The 20075-nt window shown below is 65.2% G+C and carries 19 protein-coding genes; 4 read left to right on the forward strand and 15 right to left on the reverse strand.

The genetic code is table 11. From position 1 onward, the window contains the following. Positions 1 to 25: 25 nt before the first annotated feature. From ACVT6V_RS29410 to ACVT6V_RS29460, 11 genes are all read right to left on the reverse strand, one after another. On the reverse strand, positions 26 to 1201 hold the full coding sequence (locus ACVT6V_RS29410) for an acyl-CoA dehydrogenase family protein (RefSeq protein ID WP_489897576.1): 1176 nt from the start codon (positions 1199 to 1201) through the stop codon (positions 26 to 28). 10 nt (positions 1202 to 1211) lie between these two features. Then, positions 1212 to 3155: an AMP-binding protein gene (locus tag ACVT6V_RS29415; RefSeq protein WP_489897577.1), complete on the reverse strand. Its 1944-nt coding sequence runs from the start codon at positions 3153 to 3155 to the stop codon at positions 1212 to 1214. Positions 3156 to 3191: 36 nt separating this feature from the next. Then, positions 3192 to 3665 carry a MaoC family dehydratase gene (locus ACVT6V_RS29420; RefSeq protein ID WP_489897578.1) on the reverse strand — a complete coding sequence of 158 codons (474 nt, stop codon included), beginning with the start codon at positions 3663 to 3665 and terminating at the stop codon, positions 3192 to 3194. Between the two features lie 244 nt (positions 3666 to 3909). Then, positions 3910 to 4803 (reverse strand): HpcH/HpaI aldolase/citrate lyase family protein, encoded by an 894-nt coding sequence (locus ACVT6V_RS29425; RefSeq protein ID WP_489897579.1) that lies wholly within the window; start codon positions 4801 to 4803, stop codon positions 3910 to 3912. Between the two features lie 57 nt (positions 4804 to 4860). Continuing rightward, a complete protein-coding gene (locus ACVT6V_RS29430) occupies positions 4861 to 6042 on the reverse strand; it encodes a CaiB/BaiF CoA transferase family protein (RefSeq protein ID WP_489897580.1) in 1182 nt (393 codons plus the stop codon). A 99-nt stretch (positions 6043 to 6141) separates the two neighbouring features. Continuing rightward, on the reverse strand, positions 6142 to 7530 hold the full coding sequence (locus ACVT6V_RS29435) for an MmgE/PrpD family protein (RefSeq protein WP_489897581.1): 1389 nt from the start codon (positions 7528 to 7530) through the stop codon (positions 6142 to 6144). A 24-nt stretch (positions 7531 to 7554) separates the two neighbouring features. After that, positions 7555 to 9021, reverse strand: coding sequence for an aldehyde dehydrogenase (locus ACVT6V_RS29440; RefSeq protein WP_489897582.1), 1467 nt, complete (start codon positions 9019 to 9021; stop codon positions 7555 to 7557). Positions 9022 to 9077: 56 nt separating this feature from the next. Further along, complete coding sequence (locus ACVT6V_RS29445; RefSeq protein WP_449738417.1) at positions 9078 to 10148, reverse strand: zinc-dependent alcohol dehydrogenase family protein; 1071 nt, start codon at positions 10146 to 10148, stop codon at positions 9078 to 9080. 28 nt (positions 10149 to 10176) lie between these two features. After that, positions 10177 to 10710, reverse strand: a complete 534-nt coding sequence (locus ACVT6V_RS29450) for a cupin domain-containing protein (protein WP_489897583.1) — start codon at positions 10708 to 10710, stop codon at positions 10177 to 10179. A 127-nt stretch (positions 10711 to 10837) separates the two neighbouring features. Then, positions 10838 to 11206, reverse strand: coding sequence for a DUF2255 family protein (locus ACVT6V_RS29455; protein WP_489897584.1), 369 nt, complete (start codon positions 11204 to 11206; stop codon positions 10838 to 10840). A gap of 52 nt (positions 11207 to 11258) precedes the next feature. Next, positions 11259 to 11972, reverse strand: a complete 714-nt coding sequence (locus tag ACVT6V_RS29460; protein ID WP_489897585.1) for a nitroreductase — start codon at positions 11970 to 11972, stop codon at positions 11259 to 11261. 105 nt (positions 11973 to 12077) lie between these two features. Here ACVT6V_RS29460 and ACVT6V_RS29465 point away from each other — a divergent pair, with 105 nt between their 5' ends. From ACVT6V_RS29465 to ACVT6V_RS29475, 3 genes are read left to right on the forward strand one after another with little or no spacing between them, the layout of a single operon-like run. Next, positions 12078 to 12869, forward strand: a complete 792-nt coding sequence (locus ACVT6V_RS29465) for an IclR family transcriptional regulator (RefSeq protein WP_489897586.1) — start codon at positions 12078 to 12080, stop codon at positions 12867 to 12869. 60 nt (positions 12870 to 12929) lie between these two features. Then, positions 12930 to 14342, forward strand: coding sequence for an MmgE/PrpD family protein (locus ACVT6V_RS29470; RefSeq protein WP_489897587.1), 1413 nt, complete (start codon positions 12930 to 12932; stop codon positions 14340 to 14342). Between the two features lie 15 nt (positions 14343 to 14357). Next, positions 14358 to 15665, forward strand: a complete 1308-nt coding sequence (locus ACVT6V_RS29475; RefSeq protein WP_489897588.1) for an MFS transporter — start codon at positions 14358 to 14360, stop codon at positions 15663 to 15665. Here ACVT6V_RS29475 and ACVT6V_RS29480 read toward each other — a convergent pair. The 4 genes from ACVT6V_RS29480 to ACVT6V_RS29495 form a co-directional block, all read right to left on the reverse strand. Beyond that, positions 15639 to 16472 carry an acyl-CoA thioesterase domain-containing protein gene (locus tag ACVT6V_RS29480; RefSeq protein ID WP_489897589.1) on the reverse strand — a complete coding sequence of 278 codons (834 nt, stop codon included), beginning with the start codon at positions 16470 to 16472 and terminating at the stop codon, positions 15639 to 15641. The genes ACVT6V_RS29475 and ACVT6V_RS29480 overlap by 27 nt on opposite strands. A gap of 18 nt (positions 16473 to 16490) precedes the next feature. After that, entirely contained in the window at positions 16491 to 16814 is a 324-nt protein-coding gene (locus ACVT6V_RS29485) for a carboxymuconolactone decarboxylase family protein (RefSeq protein WP_489897590.1), read from the reverse strand. After that, complete coding sequence (locus ACVT6V_RS29490; protein WP_489897591.1) at positions 16811 to 17341, reverse strand: cupin domain-containing protein; 531 nt, start codon at positions 17339 to 17341, stop codon at positions 16811 to 16813. The genes ACVT6V_RS29485 and ACVT6V_RS29490 overlap by 4 nt, the downstream gene beginning before the upstream one ends. Positions 17342 to 17442: 101 nt before the next feature. Then, on the reverse strand, positions 17443 to 18357 hold the full coding sequence (locus ACVT6V_RS29495) for an alpha/beta hydrolase (protein WP_489897592.1): 915 nt from the start codon (positions 18355 to 18357) through the stop codon (positions 17443 to 17445). A 378-nt stretch (positions 18358 to 18735) separates the two neighbouring features. Between ACVT6V_RS29495 and ACVT6V_RS29500 the strand changes: the two genes are divergently transcribed. Beyond that, the gene (locus tag ACVT6V_RS29500; RefSeq protein ID WP_489901063.1) at positions 18736 to 20049 is read left to right on the forward strand and encodes an MFS transporter; all 1314 of its coding nucleotides are present in this window, start codon (positions 18736 to 18738) and stop codon (positions 20047 to 20049) included. The last annotated feature ends 26 nt before the right edge of the window (positions 20050 to 20075 follow it).

Consider the following 20075-nt stretch of genomic DNA (forward strand, 5'->3'; position numbering starts at 1 on the left):
GACGCCGGGCAGTCTGGTGGTTGAATCAGTACGAACGGGGCAGGCCGAGGACCTGCTGAGAGATGTAGTTGCGCACCATCTCCTGCGAGAACGGGGCGTTGCGCAACAGGCGCACCTCACGCCACAAGCGCTCGATGTGATACTCCCTGGCATAGGCGTAGCCGCCGAGTGTGGAGAACGCGCGGTCACACGCTTCGAACCCGGCCTCGGCTCCCAGATACTTCGCGGCGGCCGCTTCGTGGCCGCAATCCTTGTTCTCGTCGAACAGTTTTGCGGCGTGCATGGCCATCTGCTCGGCGGCCTCGAGACGAATCCACGAGTCGGCCAACGGATGTGCGACAGCCTGGTTCTGGCCGATCGGGCGGTCGAACACGACGCGGTTCTTGGCGTACTCAGTGCCGATCTCCAGGGCTGCGCGGCCCAGGCCGACGCCTTCCATCGCGACGACGATGCGCTCCGGGTTGAGGCCGTCGATGATGTAGTAGAAGCCCTTGCCGACCTCGCCCACCACGTCCTCGTCGGCCACAAAGAGGTTGTCGATGAACAGCTCGTTGGTGTCGATCGCGGCGCGGCCGAGCTTGTCGATCTCGCGTACGGTGACGTGCTCGCGGTCCATCTCGGCGAAGAAAATGGTCATGCCGCTCAGCGGCTTAGCGTTGTCACGCGGCGACGTCCGGGCCAGCAGCAGGATGCGGTGGGCGTTCTGCGCGTTGGTGATGAACACCTTCTGCCCGTTGATGACCCAGCCGCCGTCGACCTTGGTGGCCTTGGTCTTGATGCGCGAGGTATCGACGCCCGCAGTCGGTTCGGTGATACCGAAGGCTGTCAGCATCTCGCCCGAGGCCAGCTTGGGCAGATACTTCTTCTTCATCTCCTCCGAGCCGTACCGCACGATGGGAGCCGGCGGGAAGACGTAGAAGTGTATGGCCGAGCCGCCGCTCATACCGCCGCCCGAAGCGGAGATCTCACCCATCATGACCGCGGCCTCCTGCAGGCCGAGCCCGATGCCGCCGTACTCTTCGGGGATCATCGCGCCCAGCCAGCCACCGTCGGCGAAGGCCTTCACGAAATCCCACGGATACTTGTGGTTCTTGTCGCAGTCGAGCCAGTAGTCGTAGTCGAACTTACGGGCCAGTTCCCTCGTGGTGTTGCGGATCAGGTCCAGGTCGGGGGCATCGACGCGGTCGTCGGTGGTGGTCATGGGTCTCTCCTCAATTCGATTGGGTCGGGATGTCTTCGAGTGGGGTGGCCGGATCGAGTGACGACATGTCGCCGGCCGACTGCCCGAGGTAACGGGCGCGGATCGCGCGTCGCATGATCTTGCCGTTCTTGGTTTTCGGCAGGGTCGGCACCACCACGACCGCGGGCGCAAAGGATTTGCCCGCGTTGGCCGCTGCCGTGGCCTCCAGGTCGGCGTGCTCGGCGGCGGACTTGAGCACCACGAATCCGACTGCACGTTGGCCGCGCATCTCGTCGGGTACTCCGATGACGGCCACCTCGGCGACCCGCGGATCACGCAGCACCGCGGTTTCGATCTCGGCGGGGCCGACGCGCCGTCCGGACAGCTTGAGCGTGTCGTCGGACCGTCCGTGGATGCGCCACATGCCCTCGACGTCCACGCTGGCAAGGTCGCCGTGAATCCACACCCCGTCGAACCGCTGCCAGTAGGTGGCCAGGTAGCGGTCGTGGTCACCCCAGAAGCTATGTGTCATCCCGGGGAAGGTGTTGCGGACGGCCAGTTCGCCGATCTCGCCGACGATTGCGTTGCCGTCATCGTCGAGCACCGCGGTGTCAATGCCGGGCAGTGGGCCGTTGAAGGCTGCGGCCGCCGCCGGGAAGCACGGGTACCCGACCAGGAGTCCGCCACCCACTTCGGTGCCGCCGCTGTAGTTGATGATCGCGCGGCGCTTGCCGCCGAAGTCGTCGAACAGCCACCACCAGGTGGGGTCGTCCCAGGCTTCGCCGGTGGAGACAAAGGATTTCAGTGTCGGGACGTCGACGATGGCCTCGTCGCCGGCCGCGCGCAGCGCGCGGGCCGCGGTGGGTGCGATTCCCTGGACGGTGACGCCATTGCGGTTGACCACATCCCACATGCGGGTCGGCGACGGATAGGTCGGCAAACCCTCGATCATCACAATCGTCGCGCCGAGCTGCAGCGGTCCGGTCATCAGCATCGGGCCGACGAGCCAGCCGAGGTCGGTGATCCAGCAGACCACGTCATCGTCGTGCACGTCGAATCCGTAGGCGAAGTCGATGGCCGTCTTGAGCGCGAATCCCCCGTGTGAGTGGACGATTCCCTTGGGACGCCCGGTGGTGCCGGAGGTGTAGACGATGCACAGCGGGTCGTTGGCGTCGGTCGCCACCGTCTCCTCCGGCGCCGGGTTGGCGGGCAGTTCGTCGTAGTAGACGTCACGGCCGGACTGCATCGGGACGTCGGCGCCGAGATGCCGGATGACGACGACCGACCGTACCGACGGTGAATCGGCTACGGCCGCATCGGCGGTGGACTTCATGTCGATCTGCTTGCCACGACGAGTCGTGCCGTCGGCGGTGATCAGCGCGACCGCATCCGAGTCCTGCAGCCGGGTGGCCAGGGCGTCGGCCGCGTAGCCGCTGAACGTCGGCACGGCGATCGCGCCGAGCTGAGCGATGGCGAGGAACGCGACCACGGCTTCGGGGACGACCGGCATGAACAGCGCCACGCGGTCACCGCGGCCGACACCGAGTCCGGCGAGGTTGGCGGCGAAACGCCGCACCTGCGTGTCGAGTTCGGCGAAGGTCAGCGTGCGTCGCTGGCCGCTGTCGCCCTCGTAGACCACCGCGGTCTTGTCGGCGTATGTGCCGGTGGCGTGGCGGTGCGCGCACAGCGTGGCGACGTTGATCTGACCACCGATGAACCACTGCGGGAACTCCTTGCCGGCGGACTCATCGAGCGCCGCAGTGAAATCGGTGCCGAACTCTACGTCGAGATCCGCTGCGGCAGCAAGCCAGAACCATTCCGGGTCGGCGATCGCCTTCCGGTTCAGCTCTTCAAATCCCGCGCGGTCGTCGGCGAAGCCCCACTTGCGCAGTGCGGCCAGCAGTCGGCTGCGTTGCTTGACCGATTCGTCTGGGGTCCAGGCGATGTCGGTGGATAACACCTGGGTGTCTGCCATCTCGGAATCACTCCACTCGTTGCGGTCGGGGGCCGGTCAGGCCGGCTGTGCCTGCGCCAGGCTGGATTTCTTGATCATCAGGCCGACGCGGGTGGTGTCGCAGACGACCTCGTCGCGCTGGTTGATGCCCTGGTGGCGGAAGGTGACGATGCCGGAGTCGTCGCGGCTCTTGGATTCGCGGACGGCGACGATCTCGGTGCGCACGCGGATGGTGTCGCCGTGGAACACCGGCTTGGGGAACTTGGTCTCTTGGAAGCCCAGGTTGCCCAGGGTGGTTCCGTAGGTGGTCTCGTGCATCGAGATGCCACAGACCAAGCCGTGGACGAACAGGCTGTTCATCAGGCGCTGCCCGTGGATGGAGTTCTTGGAGTACTCGGCATCCAGGTGCAGCGGCGCCATGTTGAGGGTCATCGTCGAGAACAGCACGTTGTCGGTCTCGGTGACGGTGCGACGCACTTCGTGCTCAATGACCTGACCGGGTTCGAACTCTTCGAAATACAGACCGGGCATGATGGGTGTTCCTTCCTGAAAATATAGTGTTTTCTTGGTTCCGCTGGTGGTCTCGATGCGGCGCCTCGCTAGCGCTCGGAGCCTTACTCGACCAACGGGTGTGTGGTCTCGATGCGCTCCCTCGCTAGCGCTCGGTCACTTACTCGACCAGCGGGAGTCGCGGCTTCGGCTGGCGGAGTGCCCTTCTCGCTGATCGAGTAAGCGAGGAGCTTGCGACGAGCGCATCGAGATCCGCCCGCAGCCTCTACGCGTTAGCGCCCACCGCGTCCGCCAGCGCGATGACTCCCTCAGCGGTCTTCACATGCGCAATGTCGATGTGCTGACCCTCGAAATCGACTGCGGCGCTACCCTTCGCCTCGGCCTCACGGAAGGCGTCGATCATCCGGCGGTAGCGGTCGACCAGTTGAGGTTCGGGGGTGAAGACCTCGTTGGAGATGGCGATGTGCGAGGGGTGGATGCACACCATGCCGCGGTAGCCGAGCTGCCGGTTGTCCAGGCAGAACTGCCGCATGCCGTCGAGGTCCTTGATGTCCTGCCACACACCGGCGACGGGGTGGTGCAGACCGGCGGCGCGGGCGGCAAGCACGAGTCGGCTGCGCAGGTACAGGGTCTCAAGCCCGCCGGGGGTGAACTCGAAGCCGAGTTCGCGGCCGACGTCGGCGCTGGGACCGGTGGCCCCGAGAAGACTCGAGACACGCGGGCTGGCGGCGGCGATCTCTTCGCAGTGCGCCATCGACACGGCGGTCTCGTAGCTGACGATCAGGCCGACGGTGCCGGGCTCGAGGCCGCGCACCTCTTCGAGGTGGGTGACCACTGCGTCAATGCGGACGATCTCCTCGGCGTCGAAGACCTTGGGCAGGAACAGCCCTGCCAGTCCGGGGCGGACGACGGTCTCGAGGTCTTGGGCCTGGATGCCGCTGCTCTTGCTGTTGGGCCGGACCCACACGTCGGCGCGGATGCCGTCGTTGCGCAGGCGGTCGATGGTGGCTGCCACGGTGACGCGTGCCTCGTCCTTGTCGGCAACGGGTACCGAGTCCTCGAGGTCGAGGATCACCGCGTCGGCACCCGACGCGATGCCCTTGTCGGCCCAGCTGGGTTTGTGGCCGGGGACGAACAACATGGAACGGTAGGGATTCACAGTTTCTCCTTCGTGGAAATGGTCAGATCACGCTGTGTGAGAAAGGCCTCGGCGGGATCAGGATTGCGAGCTGTCGTCGTCGAGCACACCCGATGCGACGAGTTCGTCGATGGTCTCCTCGGAGTACACCTCGCGTGCGACGGCACGGCTGTCCGCGCCGACCCGCGGTGCGCGCGGATTACGCTCGGGCCGTTCCCCGTCGAAGCGCCACGGCGGCCGCATCAGCGCCAGTCCGTCGGGCTGGATGTCGGCCAACTCGAGCCATTTCACCTGTTCGCTCTCGATGTAGCCGGTGACGGTGAGTACCGGGGCGAATGGCACGTCGTGTTCGGTGAGTCGCTTCTCCCACTCCGCGTACGAGCGGGTGGCGAACTCGGCCTCGACGATCTTGACCAGTTCGAAGTAGTTGGCCTCGCGTGGCCGGTAGATCGCGAAGCGCGGGTCCTCGGTCAGGTCGGGCCGCTCCATCGCGGCACACAGGGCGTGCCAGAACTTCTGCGACGACGACAGGTGCACGGCCATGAACTCGCCGGTGGAGGTCTCCACACAGAAGTTCTGCGCCTGCGGGTGCCGGCTCTGCCGGTCGGGGTCCTTGCCGAGTTCGAAGGCCTGGGTGATCGAGTCGGTGGTCAGCGCGCTGACCGCCTCCATGATCGAGGTCTGCACGTGCTGGCTCTCGCCGGTCTTCAGGCGTCCGACGAGAGCCGCGAGTACGCCCGTGGCGGTCGAGAGCCCAGTCACCAAATCGGCGGACAGACCACCGGCGAGCTGGGGATGGCCGGCGTCGCCGAAGATCGAGTACAGGCCGCCGAAGGCGTGGCCGATCGTGTCGTAAGCGGGACGGTTGGCCAGCGGACCACCCTCGCCGAAGCCGGTGACCGAGCCGTAGACGACGTCGGGGCGCAGTGCGCGGCAGTCCTCCAGGCCCAGGCCGAGTGCGTCGGCCTTGCCGGGACGCAGATTCTCCAGCACCACGTCGAAATGCGGGATCAACGCTTTGACCAAGGCGACGCCCTCGGGCTTCTTCAGGTCGACCGCGAGGCTGCGCTTACCGGCGTTGTACTGCCGGAAGTACGGGCTCTGGTCGTTCTGCAGCCGGCGGAAGTCCTCGCCCACCTCGGGCTTCTCCACCTTGACGACCTCGGCTCCCAGCGAGCAGAGCATCGAGGTGCCGAACGGGAGTGCGATATATCCGCCGATCTCGAGGATTCGAATCCCGTCGAGGGGTTTGTGCTGCATGTCCGCTCCTGTGTCTGGTATGACCTCGGTCACCAAAGAATATATTATCCATAATTGAAAGACAAGGGTGTGGGGCGAATCTCTTCGCCCCACACCTGCCTATCCGGCCACGAGCAACGCCACCAGATCCGCAGCCTTCACCGACGGATCGGTGTTCTTGATCGCCGCCAGCAACGCCTCGGTCTGCGCCGCCCCGAGGTTGGTCGTGGTGAGGTCACGGAACTTGGCGTCCGAATCCGCCTGCGACATCGGGTTGGGTGCCGATCCGACGGAGTCCTCGACGAAGATATGTTCGGTGGAGCCGTCGGTGAAGGTCGCGGTGATGTCAGCGACCATCTTCGTCGGATACTTCTTGTCGAGTTCGGCGTCGACGTGAATCCGCAGCCGTTGCGCCAGTTGGGCCACCTCACCGTCGGGACCCAGATCCAGGGTGCCGGCCATGTACTGCCGATGGGTCTCGTAGCCGTTGCCCTTGCCCAGCGTCGACAGCGCGAACTGGAACGGCAGACTGTACTGCAGGTGCTCGATCTGTTGCGGCGCATACGCATTGACGTTGCTGTTGCCGACGACGACGTCGCCGCTCTCCCGGATCCCGAGGTCGACGTGGTAGATATCGGCGGCCCGGTCGGTGAGTTGGCGTGCGCCGTCGATGAAGGCGTGGTTGAAACCGCAGCAGCAATACGGCTTGAACAGTGGATCGGCAATCTCGTACGGCCTCGTCAGGGAAAACCGCTCGGCGTCTTCGTCGTTCAGGTCCTTGACGACGAAGGTCTGGAAGAAGCCCTTGGCGCCGGACAGGAATCGGGTCGGTCCGGTGATGCCGGCCTCGGCCATCTCCGCGGCACGGATGCCGTTGCGGGCACCGATGCCCGAGTGCACGCGCTTGATCGAACCACCCGACGAGGTGTACTCGGTGGTGCCGGCGCAGTGGCTGAACGCGATGGCGAGAGCGTTCAGAGTGGTCGGCAGGTCGAAGCCGCGCATCTTCGCCACCACCGCGGCGGTGCCGAACGGGGAGAGCACGGCGTGCGGATGGAAGCCTCGGCGCAGCAGATCCGGAGAGGCGAGGCTGCCGATGCGGGTGTAGACCTCATACCCGGCGACGATGCCCTCGATCACGTCGGCCATGGTGGCGCCCATCTCTTCGCCGACCGCGAGTGCCGCCGAGATCACCGCGCTCCCAGGGTGACTCAGGCTGGCCGCGTGCGCGTCGTCGTACTCGAAGCTGTGACCGAAGGTGGCGTTGACGAACGCGGCGTCGCCGGCGCTCATCGCCTCCCCGGATAGCGCGACCCGAGCGGTGCCGGGCGCATGGGTGCGGCGGGTCAGGTCGACGACGGCCTGGCTCCACGGCAGGGTGGCGCAGCCGACCTGCAGGCCGAGCTGATCCTGCATGAGGCGACGGGTGCCCTCGAGCGCCTTGGGAGTGAGCTGGTCGTAGTCGAGGTCGACGACCAGCCGGGCGACGGATTCTTCGATGGAGGTCATGAAAGGTCTTCTCCTTTAGACGAGTCAAGAAAGCTTCGCCAGCAGATCAGCCGGCAGTCCGTACGACTTGAGTTCGACGTAGGCGTCGAAGCCCTCGAGTCCGGCTTCGCGACCGATGCCGCTGTGCTTGAAGCCACCGATCGGCGCGTGGAAGCCGACCCCACTGCCGTTCAATTCGACGGTGCCGGTGCGGATGTTGCGGGCGAACGCGAGAGCGTGTTCGGGGTCTGCGGTGAACACCGAACCATTGAGCCCATACTCGGAGTTGTTGGCGATGTCGATCGCCTCGTTCTCGTCGCCGAAGGTGTGCACGGTCAGCACCGGACCGAAGACCTCCTCCTGCGCGATCTTCGCGTTCGGGTCGACGTCCGCGAAGATCGTCGGCTCCACGTAGAAGCCGCGGTCCAGGCCATCCGGACGTCCGCCACCCACCAGGAGTTTCAGCCCCGCGGCCTTGGCGTCATTGACATAGCCCTCGACACGATCACGCTGCACCGCACTCGCCACCGGACCGATCTCGGTGGCCGGGTCGAACGGATCACCCACCGGCATCGAATGAACCATGTCGACGAGACGGTCGAGCAGTTCATCTCGGCGCGAGGCCGCGACCACGATGCGGGTCTTGTTGCTGCACACCTGACCGGTGTTGCGCAGCGAGAGTGCCCGGATCGACGGGATCGCCAGGTCGAGGTCGGCGTTATCGAGCAACACCGCCGCCGACTTGCCACCCAGCTCCAAGGTGCACCGTCGCAGGTCCTCGCCGCAGATCGCGCCGATGCGGCGGCCGGCAGCGGTGGAACCGGTGAACGACACCTTGTCGACGCCACGGTGGCGAACCAGGTACTCGCTGACGTCGCGGTCGGCGGGCACCACGTTGACCACACCGTCGGGCAGCCCGACCTCGGCGAGCAGGTCGGCGAGGAAGTAGGCGTCCAGCGGAGTCTGCGGGGTCGGCTTCACGATCATCGTGCAGCCAGCCAGCAGTGCCGGCGCCAGCTTGATCATGGTGATCAGCAGCGGTGCGTTCCACGGCACGATGGCCGCGACCACCCCGACCGGCTCCCGAGTGACCAGAGCGTTGCCGGTGACCGACTGCCGGATGTCCTGCCACGGGTACTGCGGGGCGAGCTCGATGAAGCTGTCGAGCAGCATGCGCGGACCGATCGACTGCATCTTGGTCGACAGCGTGATGGGGCAACCCATTTCGGCGCTCACCAGTTCGGCGGCGATGTCCTGTTTCTCCTCGAGTTTCGCACTGAGTCTGCGCAGCACAGCGATTCGCTCGTCCAGCGACATCCGCGGCCACGGCCCGTGGTCGAATGCGGCACGCGCCGCGGCGACCGCCTTGTCGATGTCGGCGGTGGTGCCCTGCGGCACCCTCGCGATGACTTCCTCGGTCGACGGTGAGATCACCGCGAAGGTCTCGGCGGACTCGGGGTCCACCCATATTCCACCGATGAACAGCTTGTCGAAGTTGCCTTGCCACACCATGACGTTCTCCTTGCCACACAGATAACTCAGCGTCGCTATCCCAGCGCCGCGATTCGTCAGAACTCGATAACGGCCTTGCCGCGCGTCTGCTTGTCGAATTCCTTGTAGGCCTCTTCCGCGTCTTCGATGTTCCAGCGGTCGGTGAACACTGCGTCGACGTCGATGTCGTGCGCGGCGACGAAGCGGGCGCACTCCCCCATCCCCACGTTGGAGAAGGTGTAGGACCCGATGATCGAGATCTGCTTGATCACGATGTCGGGCGACACGTCGAGGTCGATGTTGCCGCCGAGGCCGACGAGCGCGATCCGACCCCAGACGCCGAGAGCGCGGGTGGCCGCGGCGCGGGCGACGGGTGCGCCGGAGGTCTCGATGGCCACCGATGCCCCTTTGCCGCCGGTGATCTCGCGGATCGCCTCGATGGGATCGGTGCTGCTGGAGTCGATGACGTGGTGCGCGCCGAGCCCCTTGGCGGCGGCCACGCGGTCGGCGGCGATGTCGACGGCGATCACCTCGGCACCCATGGCCTTGGCGAACTGGATCGTCGACTGCCCGATGGGACCGAGGCCGAACACGGCGACGGTGTCGCGGCCGGTCACGTCGGCGCGCTTGAGCGCGCCGAACGCGGTACCGGTGCCACACGCGATGGCCGCACCCGCCGAAAACGAGATGCCCTCCGGCATGTGGACCAGGGTGCGGGCCGGCACCACCATGTAGGTGGCATGACCGCCGTGCGCGGTGGCGCCGTAGATGGTGGCACCCTGTTCACACATCTGCGTCCAGCCGGTGCGGCAGAGGTCGCAGTAGCCGCAGCCGTCGTAGTGGAAGACCATGACGCGGTCGCCCGGCGTGAAGCTCTGCGGGTTGACGTTCGAGCCGATCTCGGCCACCACACCGCACGGCTCGTGGCCGGCGATGATCGCCGGGTTCTCGTCCATACCGCGGGAGGCGAAGTCCTTGAAGCCCAACGCCTTCAGCGCCGCTCCCGGCGGATCACGATAGAACTTCAGGTCGCTGCCGCACAGACCAGACGCCTTGATCTCGATGACCACATCGTCGGGTCCGGGTGTGGGATCGGGGAAATCGGTGACCTCGAGTTCACGGTCGCCCTTGAAGACCACTCCGCGCATTGCTCTGCTCCTCCTGCCGTGCCCGCGCTCAGCGCGTGCCGCTCACCATGGTCGCGACGAGCGTGACCGGATTCTCGGTGCGGTTGCTCCAGATGTGCTTGACGCCGCGGGTGACGAAGGTGTCGCCCGGCTTCAGCAACGTCTCGCCGGTCTCGGTGACCGCATACAGTTCACCCTCGATGATGGTGACCACGTCGACGGTGTCGGTCTCGTGCCACACCGCGGCCGCTTCCTCACCGGCGCCGCCGTGGGAGTCACCGCCATGGAAGGCGTCGAGCGACGCGGCATATGCCTCGGCGTCAAACTCGCTGTCCGGCGGGAACACCGCGATCCGGACCACGAGGCCACCGTTGGGCGGATCGAGGACGGGCTCGGTGCCGACGGTCGACTCGCTGTTGACCTTGGCGGGCAGGCTGTCGATCTGCCACAGCTCGTTCACGGTGAAACCCGGCTGCGCGGTACGGACAACGCTGTCGGAATCGGAGACGATGGTCGACTTGCCGTCCGCGTCGAGACCGGAGACGACGATGCGCGACTGGACGCTGAGGTGCTCTCCACTCATGACATTCCTGCTTTCGGGAGTTGAGGGTGATCGATGCTGATCAGAAGGCTTTGTATGACTGCCATCACATTACTTAATATATTATGCGGAGTCAATGGATAGCACGGGACTGCTGTGACCTGCAGTCTCAGGCAGAGAGGATGCGGACCGTCGACGCCGCGGATGGTGCGTCGAGCATAGGTTTCAGCGCGCCCGGCTGATTGTGGTACTTCGCTTTATAGGCCTCGGCTACCCGGTCGTTGAGTTGGGAGTCGGTCACCTTCTCCAGGATCGCATCGGATTCCATGTCGCCGACCTGAACGCGCGCGGTGCCGGCGGTCGCATGGCGATACCACGCGCCATCGGCACCATAGGCAGAGCGGATGTAGAGGTCGTCGTCGACACGAACCACCCAGATGGGCGTCCATTTACGGAGCGAACCGTCCTGGCGGTAACTGGTGATATGCAGTTCTTCGCTGCCGCCGATGCGGTCGAGTTGTTGTGTGTTCCAGGTCATACGATGAGGCTAGCCACGCCGGCTCAGGTTAGGGAGTTGCTGCCAGTAACCCTCATTCGACCCAGGTGACCACTTGCTCCAGCGGTGCGCGCGACGTGCGGTAGCTGTTCGCCGGGTGGGCTTCGTCGGCGTAGCCAAAGGAGATGCCCACCAACACTTTACGGTCGTCGGGGATACCGAAGTACTCGCGGAAGAAGTCGGATTGCCCGGCAAGTGCGGCCTGCGGGATGGTCGCGATGCCCAGGCTGCGGGCGACGAGCAGGAAGGTGGCGACGTACAGGCCGGCATCGACGGCGCCGTAGGTGCCCTGCTCGGCATCGGTGGTGATGAGGGCGACGTGCGGGGCGCCGAAGAAGCGGAAGTTCTCGAAGGCCTGCCGCGCCGACGCCTCGCGGTCGCCGCGCGCCACGCCGACCGCCTCGTAGAGCTGCCAACCGCTCTCCCGGCGACGGTCACGGTAGACCCCCGTGTACTCCGCGGGCGCGGGGAAGTCGAAGGACTGGCCCGGATGGCTGCGCACGTGCTCACCGAGCGCGGTGCGTAGCCGTTCGGTGGCATCGCCGGAGGTCACGACGACCTGCCACGGCTGGGTGTTGCACCAGGAGGCCGATCGTTGTGCCGTGTTCAGGAGTCGTTCGATGAGATCACGAGGAACGTCGCGGGACTCGAAGGCGCGGCAACTCCACCGCTCGTCGAGGAGTTGACTGAGCACATCGGCGGCGGGATCCACCGCGGACGACAGGGTGGTTTCGTTGGTTGCGGCCATTCCAAAATAATACATAGTGCATTATCGTGCGTCCAGGGCGTGTCTAAGCTTGACGGGAGCAGGGTGAATGCGATGACAGCGCGCAATGAATCGATGATAGATCGCGTGATCGAGGTGCTTGAGGCTCTCAAGAACGCCGGCACCCCCATGACCGCATCCGGGATCGCGCGCAGCACGGGCATCCCGATGCCGTCGACCCACCGCATCGTCAACGAACTGGTTCGCACCAGAATTCTGGAGCGCGACAAGGATTTCACGCTGCGCATCGGGATGCGCCTGTGGGAGATCGCGGCACGCTCGACACCAGTGTTGAACCTCCGCGACATCGCACTTCCGTATATGGAGGACCTGCTGGCCGTGGTCGGCGAGCCGACGTTGCTGTCGGTTCTCGACCGTAACGACGTGGTGAATGTCGAGACCTTGACGCCGCGACGGCCCAGCGCCACCAACGTGACCCAACCCGGGGTCCGGCTGCCGGCACTGGCGTCATCCCCCGGGATCGTCCTGACCGCCTTCGCCCCACCCGATGTCCGCGCCCAGATCCTGGAGACCTGCAAGGTCACCCTATTCACGGTGCACACGGTGGTCGACCGCGGTGAACTGCGACGCATCGTCGATGACGCCCGCCGCGTCGGCCACGCAGTCCTCCCGCGCTGGATGTACCTGGATTCCACCGGGGTCGCGGTGCCCATCCTCCGCGAGGACGGCACCGCGTTTGCCGCGCTGTCGGTGACCAAGCCCTCTGAGGTGGGTGTGCCGTCGGACCTTCTGCCCGCCATGCACACTACCGCCCGCGGTATCGCGCGCGCCGTGCGGTCGGGTGCTGCACGCCAGGTGACCGACCCCGAGGTGACGCTGCTCAAGCAGCGCCTGCGACACGCGACCGAGGTGAAGTAGCCTTCTCGCTGATCGAGAAACCGGGTGTTGCGGTCGTGACGGATGCCACACCATCGCAGCATGACAGCTTTCACCATCCAGAACTCCGAAGATCCGATGTCGACGCTCTGCCGGATGGCACTGGAGACGACCTACGACGATCTTCCCGACGAGGTGATCACCCATGCCAAGCACACCCTGCTCGACGCCATAGGCGTAATGATCGGGGGGTCGGGGATGGACGGCATCCCGGAGATCGTCGAGCTGGTGAAGGAGAAGGGTGGTATCGAGCAGACTCCGTTGCCCTTCTACGGCGGGCGGGTTCCGGCCGCGGACGCCGCACTCGCCATCGGGCCGATGCCACGCGCCATGGATTGTGGTGATCTCCACGAGGAGGCCGGCCACATCAGCGAGTACATCGTCGCGAGTCTGCTCGCTGCCACGGGACTACGGGAAAGTTTGAGCGGAAAGGACTTTCTTGCCGCTCTGGTGGTCGGACAAGAGATCCTCATCCGGATCGGATCGGCCTACAAGGTCATCAGTACCGCGGTGAAGTCCAACGACTGCGGCGGCCACTACATTTTCGGTGCGGTAGCGGCCGTCGGCAAGCTCATCGGACTATCGGCCGAACAGCTCGAGAACGCCCAGGGCATCGCCCGCACCATGACCCAGCCTCACACCATGGGCATCTACGCTCCGGCCACACTCATGGTCCGCGTCCATCACGGCCTGGTCTGTCAGTCCGCGATCACCGCATGCCTTCTCGCGCAGAAGGGCATCACCGGACCTCGGGAGTCGGTATTGCTGGGCCCCAACGGCTTCCTGCGTACCGCACACTGGGAGACCGACCCTGACGCGCTGACGCGGGGCCTCGGTGAGCACTGGGAGATGACCCGGATCACGACCAAGGGCTACAGCGCGTGCTACTTCTCCCATTCCTCGATCGACGGCATCATCGGGCAGATGCACGATCACGACTTCTCCGCCGACGACATCGCGAGCATCCACATCGAGGTGTCGACGTCGGGGTGGCGAGCGGTCTGCGAGCCGCTGGACCGCAAATGGGATCCCCAGACGGTTCCCGAGTGCCAGTTCAGCCTGCCCTACGCGGTGGCGACGGCCGCCTTCGACCAGCAGGTCTTCCTCGACTCGTACAGCGTGCAATCGCGAGCACGTACCGATGTTCGGGAACTGATGACCCGGATCACCGCCGAAGAGGTGCCGGCCGTGTCGGACTGGGGCGCGCGTGTGCACACCACACTCCGCGATGGCCGGCAGATCGACACCGAACACGTCTATGTGAAGGGCCATCCCGACAACCCGTTCAGCGAGCAGGACTTCATCGACAAGTTCCGCCTGTGCGTCCCCTACTCGGTGTTCCCGGTGAGCATCGATGTCCAGGAATCAATCCTCAAGCACGTCCTCGAACTCGAACACAGCGTCGATGTCGTCGACGACCTACTACTCCCGCTGACCCCCGACCACACCGCCTGACCCTGAGGACCAACCATGAACTCATTCACCACCGCCGACCCAGGCCTGCCATCGCCGCAGTCCCGCATCGGAATCCGAGCCTTCGGCATCGTCATCCTGTGCATGTTCATCAACATGATCGACGGCTTCGACCTGTTCATCATCGGATTCGCACTACCCCACCTCCCGGCTGGTTTCGCCACCGACGGCCAGAAGGGGCTGATCATCAGCCTGGCGTTGGTCGGCATGGCGGTCGGCGCGATCGGGCTCGCGCGGTTCGCCGACGTCGTCGGTCGTCGTGCGGTCGGGCTCGCCGGCATCCTGATCAACATTGTCGGACTGGGTATCTCGGCGCTGTCGGTGAACGCTGAGATGCTCATGGCGGCACGATTCATCACCGGCGTGGGCGTCGGCATGATCAGTGTGGTCATCGTTGTCGTCGCGCAGGAGAGTTCACCGCCGTCGCACCGAAGCCTGTCCACCGGGCTCGTGATGGTCGGGTATCCCTTGGGGACCACGCTCGCCGGGCTGGGAAGCGTGTCCATTGTCGCGTTGGTCGGCGAGAACTGGCACGCCCTGTTCTGGTTGGGTGCAGCTGCTTCGATGATCGCCCTGGTCGCCGCCTATCTCGGCATTCCGGAATCCGCAGCGTTCCGCACACGCACCACCGCACCCGTTGCCGAACCCACCCAGCGAACCGAGACAGCTCCTGCACTGTTGGGCCGCGAACTGTGGGTGCGCACCGTTCTGCTCTGTGTCGGCTACACGATGCTGGCAGCCGCGTTCAACTTCATCGGTACCTGGACTCCGCAGCTGATCACCGATGCCACCGGCGACAAAGGTACCGGCGCGACGGCGGGGCTCATCGTGGGCCTCGGAACCCTCGTCGGCGCCATCACTTTCGCAGTTCTGGGCTTGCGCTACAAGGCGAGCACGATGACCTGGATCTTCTCCTCGGCCACCATAGTGTCGCTGCTCGGCTTCGCGCTGCTGCTCCCCCACGCATCGGCGTACATCTTCGCCGCCGCCCTCGGTGTTGCCGTCTTCGCGGCGATGTGCGGATACACCGCGATGATCCCACTCGCCTATCCGGTTCTGGCGCGCGCCAAGGGCTACGGAACGATGCTCGGCGTGGGTCGCGCCGGTGCGATCGTGGCACCGGCGATCGCCGGATTCGCACTGTCGGTGATCACTCCGAGCCAGCTCTATCTGTTCACGGTCATCCCGCTGGCCGTCGCGGCGGGCACCTCGGCGCTGATGGTGCCCGCGCTTGGTCGGCGGCGTTCCGCAGTGAGCTCAGAACACGTTGTACCGAAATCAGATTCCGTGCCCGTGTTGCCGTAGGTCAACTGCGTGGGCCGCATTCTCCAGCGCGCTGACGGTAACCGTGCCGAAGACGCCGGAGCGGTCGAACATCCGGGCCGTGCCCACCGCGATCCCATCGCACTCCACACGGTCGGTGGCCTCGAGACCGATCTCGAGGCCACTCGGCATTCGTCCGACCGTCATCGTGGCATCGGCGTTCACGTACTCCAGCCCGGCCGTCCCGAGATTCGTGGTGGCACTGGCGAGATCGGCCGCGCACGCCGCCATCTGGAATGGCGTCGGATCGGCATCATCAGTAACGGGGATCGGGAACTGCCACAGCACTTTCTGCCTCACGTCATATGGTGCCTCACGCGGCGGTACCCACCGCTCGGCGCCGCTGCGATACAACCTCTCCGCCTCATCCGGCCGGAGAACGTCACCAGCAGGCGGTTCCGGAACTCGACCCGGCGCCCAGACCGTGCCGCCGGGATTGGTGCCGGCGGCAAGGCACAGCGCGCTTGCCCTCGCGACGGGCCGATCGTCCTGGATGAGCGCGGCGTCGAGCAGACATATCCGTCGACCGAGTCGAACGACGTCGACGCGAACTGCGGACGGCACCATTCGGGCCACCCGGAATAGATCCAGTGTCCAACGGACAGGACGTAATTCGTCACGATCAAGTCCTGCAAGCGTCTGCTCGACGGCCCGCGCCAAAGCGCCACTGGTCGCGATACCCCGCATGTGGTCGGATCCCCAACCGCTCGCGGCAAGCGATTGGGGAATGAATACTTCCCGTCCGTCCTGATCAATGCGATGGAAGAGTGCCGGAGCCCTCACGAACATCCCCTTCGTGCCACGCGATCAGTCGCGCTGTGCGACCACCTCTTGTAGGATAACGGCCGCACTGACCGCACTCGCCCAGCCCGCGTAGAACGCAAGATGTGTCACGACCTCGCTCAGTTCGTCAACTGCCACACCATTGTCGAGCGCGCGTTTCAGATGCGACCGCAGCTGATCCGGCCGGTACGCAGTGATCAACGCGGCGACCGTGACGAGGCTGCGGTCGCGCGGTGACAGCTGCTTCCTCGCCCACATATCGCCGAACAGGACCGCGTCGGTGAGATCGGCAAGTTTGGGCGTGATACCACCGACGAGTTGCTGCGCAGCCGAGGCCTGTTCGGTCATCTGTGCGCCGCCATCATCGTCGACACCACCGTCGCCGGCGCTCCCGACCGATTGTGCCAGGCGTGCACGGTGCCGCGTTGCACAAAGCTGTCCCCGGCACGCAGGAGTGTCTCCGTGGTTTCGAGCACGGCATAGATCTCTCCGGAGACGACAGTCACGACATCGACAGAATCGGTTCGATGCATACCCGGGACTCCGTCGACGTCGCCGGACTCCGGCTGCTCGCCGTATACGTCCGCGATCGCAGCCGAATAAACCGCCGCGTCCATGTCGCTGTTGGGCGCGAACGTGCACATGCGCACCACCAGACCGCCCCGCGGAACATCGACCACCTCGCCGGTCAGCGTATTGTCGGCGCCAACTCGAACCGGCAGCGCTTCGGTCCGCCAGAGATCCATGACCAGTGAGCCGTCCGGGCGCTTCGCCCAGGTCGCGGTGTCACCATCGCTGACCACCGTCGACCGGTGCGCTGCATCGACTCCTGACACCACGACCCGGGCGGTGTGCACGGACTGCTTCTCACTCATCAAGACCTCCTCTGGCGGCGCGTTTCGCATTATACATAATGTATCGCCAGTCATTGATCACCGCCAGTACCGAGGACGACAGCATCTGCAACTGCTGTTCGTCACTCGGCGCCCAGGTGCTCGGACAGGAATGGCGTGATCTCGCTGACCGCGCGGTCGACGTACTTGGGCACGTCGTAGAAGTCCATGTGCGTACCGCCGTCGACAACCACGAGCTTCTTGATGCTGTTCAGCTTCGCGTGCAGTTCCGTTGAGTGCCAGAGTGATCCGGCCTCGCTGCCCGCCACCATGATGACCGGCTGGGTGAACAGGTCCTCGACGAGGTTGAACGCGTCGAAGCCCATGATGCGGGGGATACTCGCTGACAGCAGATACTTGTTCTGCGCGTTCGGGTGCTGGGCCCGCGGAGTCAGGTAGTACTCCGATGCCTGCGCGAGGTCGTACGGGGTGTCGCTGTCCGGCTCGGCCGGCACATATGGTGCGGTCGCCACGTCGGCGCCTTCGGCCTCGGCGGTGCGCTGCTGCGCGACCTGGTCGAGCATCGGCACGGCGGCCGAGTCCGGGTCGAGCCCATACCAGCCCTCGCGCCACGCGGTACCGATGTTCAGTGCACTCACGGTGGCGACGGCGTTGACCCGATGATCGGTCGTCGCGGCGTTGATGGCGTAGCCGCCGCCGGCACAGATGCCGACCACCCCGATCCGGCCGGAATCCACATAGTCCAGTGACTGCAGGTAGTCGACGGCCGCGCGCACGTCCTCGACACGGGCGTACGGATCCTCGAGATGATGGGGTTCGCCGCCGCTCTCGCCCTGGAACGAGGCGTCGAAGGCGAGGGTCACGAAGCCTTCGTCGGCGAACTTGGTCGCGTAGAGGCCCGCGGTTTGCTCTTTCACCCCACCGCCCGGATGAACCGTCACCAACGCGGCATAGCTGCCATTCGCGTTGAAGTCCGCAGGGAGAAAGAGGTTGCCCGCCATGCTGATCGGGCCGTTGGGAAATGAGACTGCATCCACGTCGGTGCTCCTGAGATCGTGTCAGTGTCCGAGGTCTCTCGGCTGCCGACAACCATGTTGCCCATCTCGGGGCGCAGCAGGCAGATGCTGTTCATAGGGGGTACTGGTGGCCCCTGTCTCGCACTGCCCCAACCGCCGGTCGAGTCGCCGACGAGCCGCCAGGCAAGCTCGGAACCTACTCGACCAGCAGATGTTGCCCTTGGCTGGAAACCTATTCGACCGGCGGCGCCGGAGACGGTTTCTCGGTGATCGATAACCTCCCGGCTCATCATTGCCAGCATTATGCATAACATATAATGTGACCTAGGTCGCAGCACTCCCGCGCTGCGCAAGCCATCACACGGCCACTCAACAATCCCCGGAGGAAATGTCGTGACCATGCCCCAGACTCGATCTCGCAGCGGCTTGACCGTTGCGATCCTGTGCTTCTTGACGATCGTCGCCGACGGCTACGACATGGTCATCTACGGCGCCGCACTTCCCAAGATCCTTGACGAACCGAATTGGCAGCTCAGCCACGGCACAGCCGGCCTGATCGGCACGTGGACCCTGGGTGGCCTGATGGTCGGGTTCCTCACGGCCGGCCCGCTCACCGATCGCATCGGGCGTCGCAAGCTCATGCTGATCGGCGTCGCGTGGATCTCGGCAGGTTCACTGCTGTCGGCGGTGTCGCTCAACGTCGAGATGTTCGGTGTCGCGCGATTCCTGACCGGTGTCGGCATCGGCAGCGTTGTACCCTCCGCGGTTGCCTTGACGATGGAGTACGCGCCGAAGAATCGTCGCCAGCTGTACAACGCGTCGATGCTCACCGGCTTCTCCTTCGGCGGCATCATCGCTGCGCTGGCCGCGATGTGGTTGCTGCCGCACCACGACTGGCGCGTGCTGTTCGGACTCGGCATCACGTTCGTCGTCCTTATCCCGATCATGTACTTCCGGCTGCCGGAATCGGTCGGATACCTTGCGGGCCGGGGTCGTGACACGCAGGGCCGTGCGCTCGCCGAGTCATACGGCTTCGACTACGACAGCATCGCCGCTACCGTCCGTGCTGAAGCGGCTTCGAGCACGGATACGCCTGGTCTGCGTCGCCTCTTCCGCCGCCCGCTGGTTGCCCGACTGCTCATCTTCATAGTGATCAGCATCTGCGTCAACGTCGTGGTGTACGGACTCAACACCTGGGCACCTGCCCTGATGCGGGAACAGGGGTACGCGCTCGGCTCGGCGTTGACGTTCATGCTGCTCCTACAAGCAGGTGGGGTGATCGGGGCGGTCGCAGGTTCCTATCTCGCCGACCGGGTCGGCTGCGCACGTGTCGTCGGCTCACTGTTCATCGTCGGGGTGATCTCGCTGCTGGCGTTGAGCAACAAGATGGACACCGGCTGGGTCATGCTCGCGATCCTCGGTGCAGGCATCGGTGGCACCGGCACCAACTCGGTGCTCTACGGCTTCGTTGCCGACAACTTTCCGTCTGCCTTCCGCGGCTCGGCGCTCGGCGTCGTCATGGGTATCGGGCGCATCGGTGCCATGGCCGGGCCGGCCATGGCCGGATTCATTCTCGACGCCGGCCTGGGCGTGCAGTGGAGCTTCTACGCCTTCGCGATCCCGGCGGTCATCGGCGCGGCGCTGGTCGCCGTGGTCCCGCTCCTGACGCGCCAGCAATCCCTCGACCGAGAACCCGAGATGTCGATCGCCTGATCTCGCCATCGCAGCGGACCCGGATG

The sequence above is a fragment of the Gordonia sp. LMA167 genome, from assembly GCF_058130025.1.

Excerpts from the sequence above, each read along its gene's own strand:
- ACVT6V_RS29460 (WP_489897585.1), bottom strand. The coding sequence starts at position 11,972 with ATGGCCGCAACCAACGAAACCACCCTGTCGTCCGCGGTGGATCCCGCC.
- ACVT6V_RS29500 (WP_489901063.1), top strand. The coding sequence starts at position 18,736 with ATGCCCCAGACTCGATCTCGCAGCGGCTTGACCGTTGCGATCCTGTGC.
- ACVT6V_RS29445 (WP_449738417.1), bottom strand. The coding sequence starts at position 10,148 with ATGCGCGGAGTGGTCTTCAAGGGCGACCGTGAACTCGAGGTCACCGAT.
- ACVT6V_RS29410 (WP_489897576.1), bottom strand. The coding sequence starts at position 1,201 with ATGACCACCACCGACGACCGCGTCGATGCCCCCGACCTGGACCTGATC.
- ACVT6V_RS29435 (WP_489897581.1), bottom strand. The coding sequence starts at position 7,530 with ATGACCTCCATCGAAGAATCCGTCGCCCGGCTGGTCGTCGACCTCGAC.
- ACVT6V_RS29415 (WP_489897577.1), bottom strand. The coding sequence starts at position 3,155 with ATGGCAGACACCCAGGTGTTATCCACCGACATCGCCTGGACCCCAGAC.
- ACVT6V_RS29480 (WP_489897589.1), bottom strand. The coding sequence starts at position 16,472 with ATGTTCGTGAGGGCTCCGGCACTCTTCCATCGCATTGATCAGGACGGA.
- ACVT6V_RS29450 (WP_489897583.1), bottom strand. The coding sequence starts at position 10,710 with ATGAGTGGAGAGCACCTCAGCGTCCAGTCGCGCATCGTCGTCTCCGGT.
- ACVT6V_RS29475 (WP_489897588.1), top strand. The coding sequence starts at position 14,358 with ATGAACTCATTCACCACCGCCGACCCAGGCCTGCCATCGCCGCAGTCC.
- ACVT6V_RS29470 (WP_489897587.1), top strand. The coding sequence starts at position 12,930 with ATGACAGCTTTCACCATCCAGAACTCCGAAGATCCGATGTCGACGCTC.
- ACVT6V_RS29485 (WP_489897590.1), bottom strand. The coding sequence starts at position 16,814 with ATGACCGAACAGGCCTCGGCTGCGCAGCAACTCGTCGGTGGTATCACG.
- ACVT6V_RS29420 (WP_489897578.1), bottom strand. The coding sequence starts at position 3,665 with ATGCCCGGTCTGTATTTCGAAGAGTTCGAACCCGGTCAGGTCATTGAG.
- ACVT6V_RS29455 (WP_489897584.1), bottom strand. The coding sequence starts at position 11,206 with ATGACCTGGAACACACAACAACTCGACCGCATCGGCGGCAGCGAAGAA.
- ACVT6V_RS29490 (WP_489897591.1), bottom strand. The coding sequence starts at position 17,341 with ATGAGTGAGAAGCAGTCCGTGCACACCGCCCGGGTCGTGGTGTCAGGA.
- ACVT6V_RS29430 (WP_489897580.1), bottom strand. The coding sequence starts at position 6,042 with ATGCAGCACAAACCCCTCGACGGGATTCGAATCCTCGAGATCGGCGGA.
- ACVT6V_RS29440 (WP_489897582.1), bottom strand. The coding sequence starts at position 9,021 with ATGGTGTGGCAAGGCAACTTCGACAAGCTGTTCATCGGTGGAATATGG.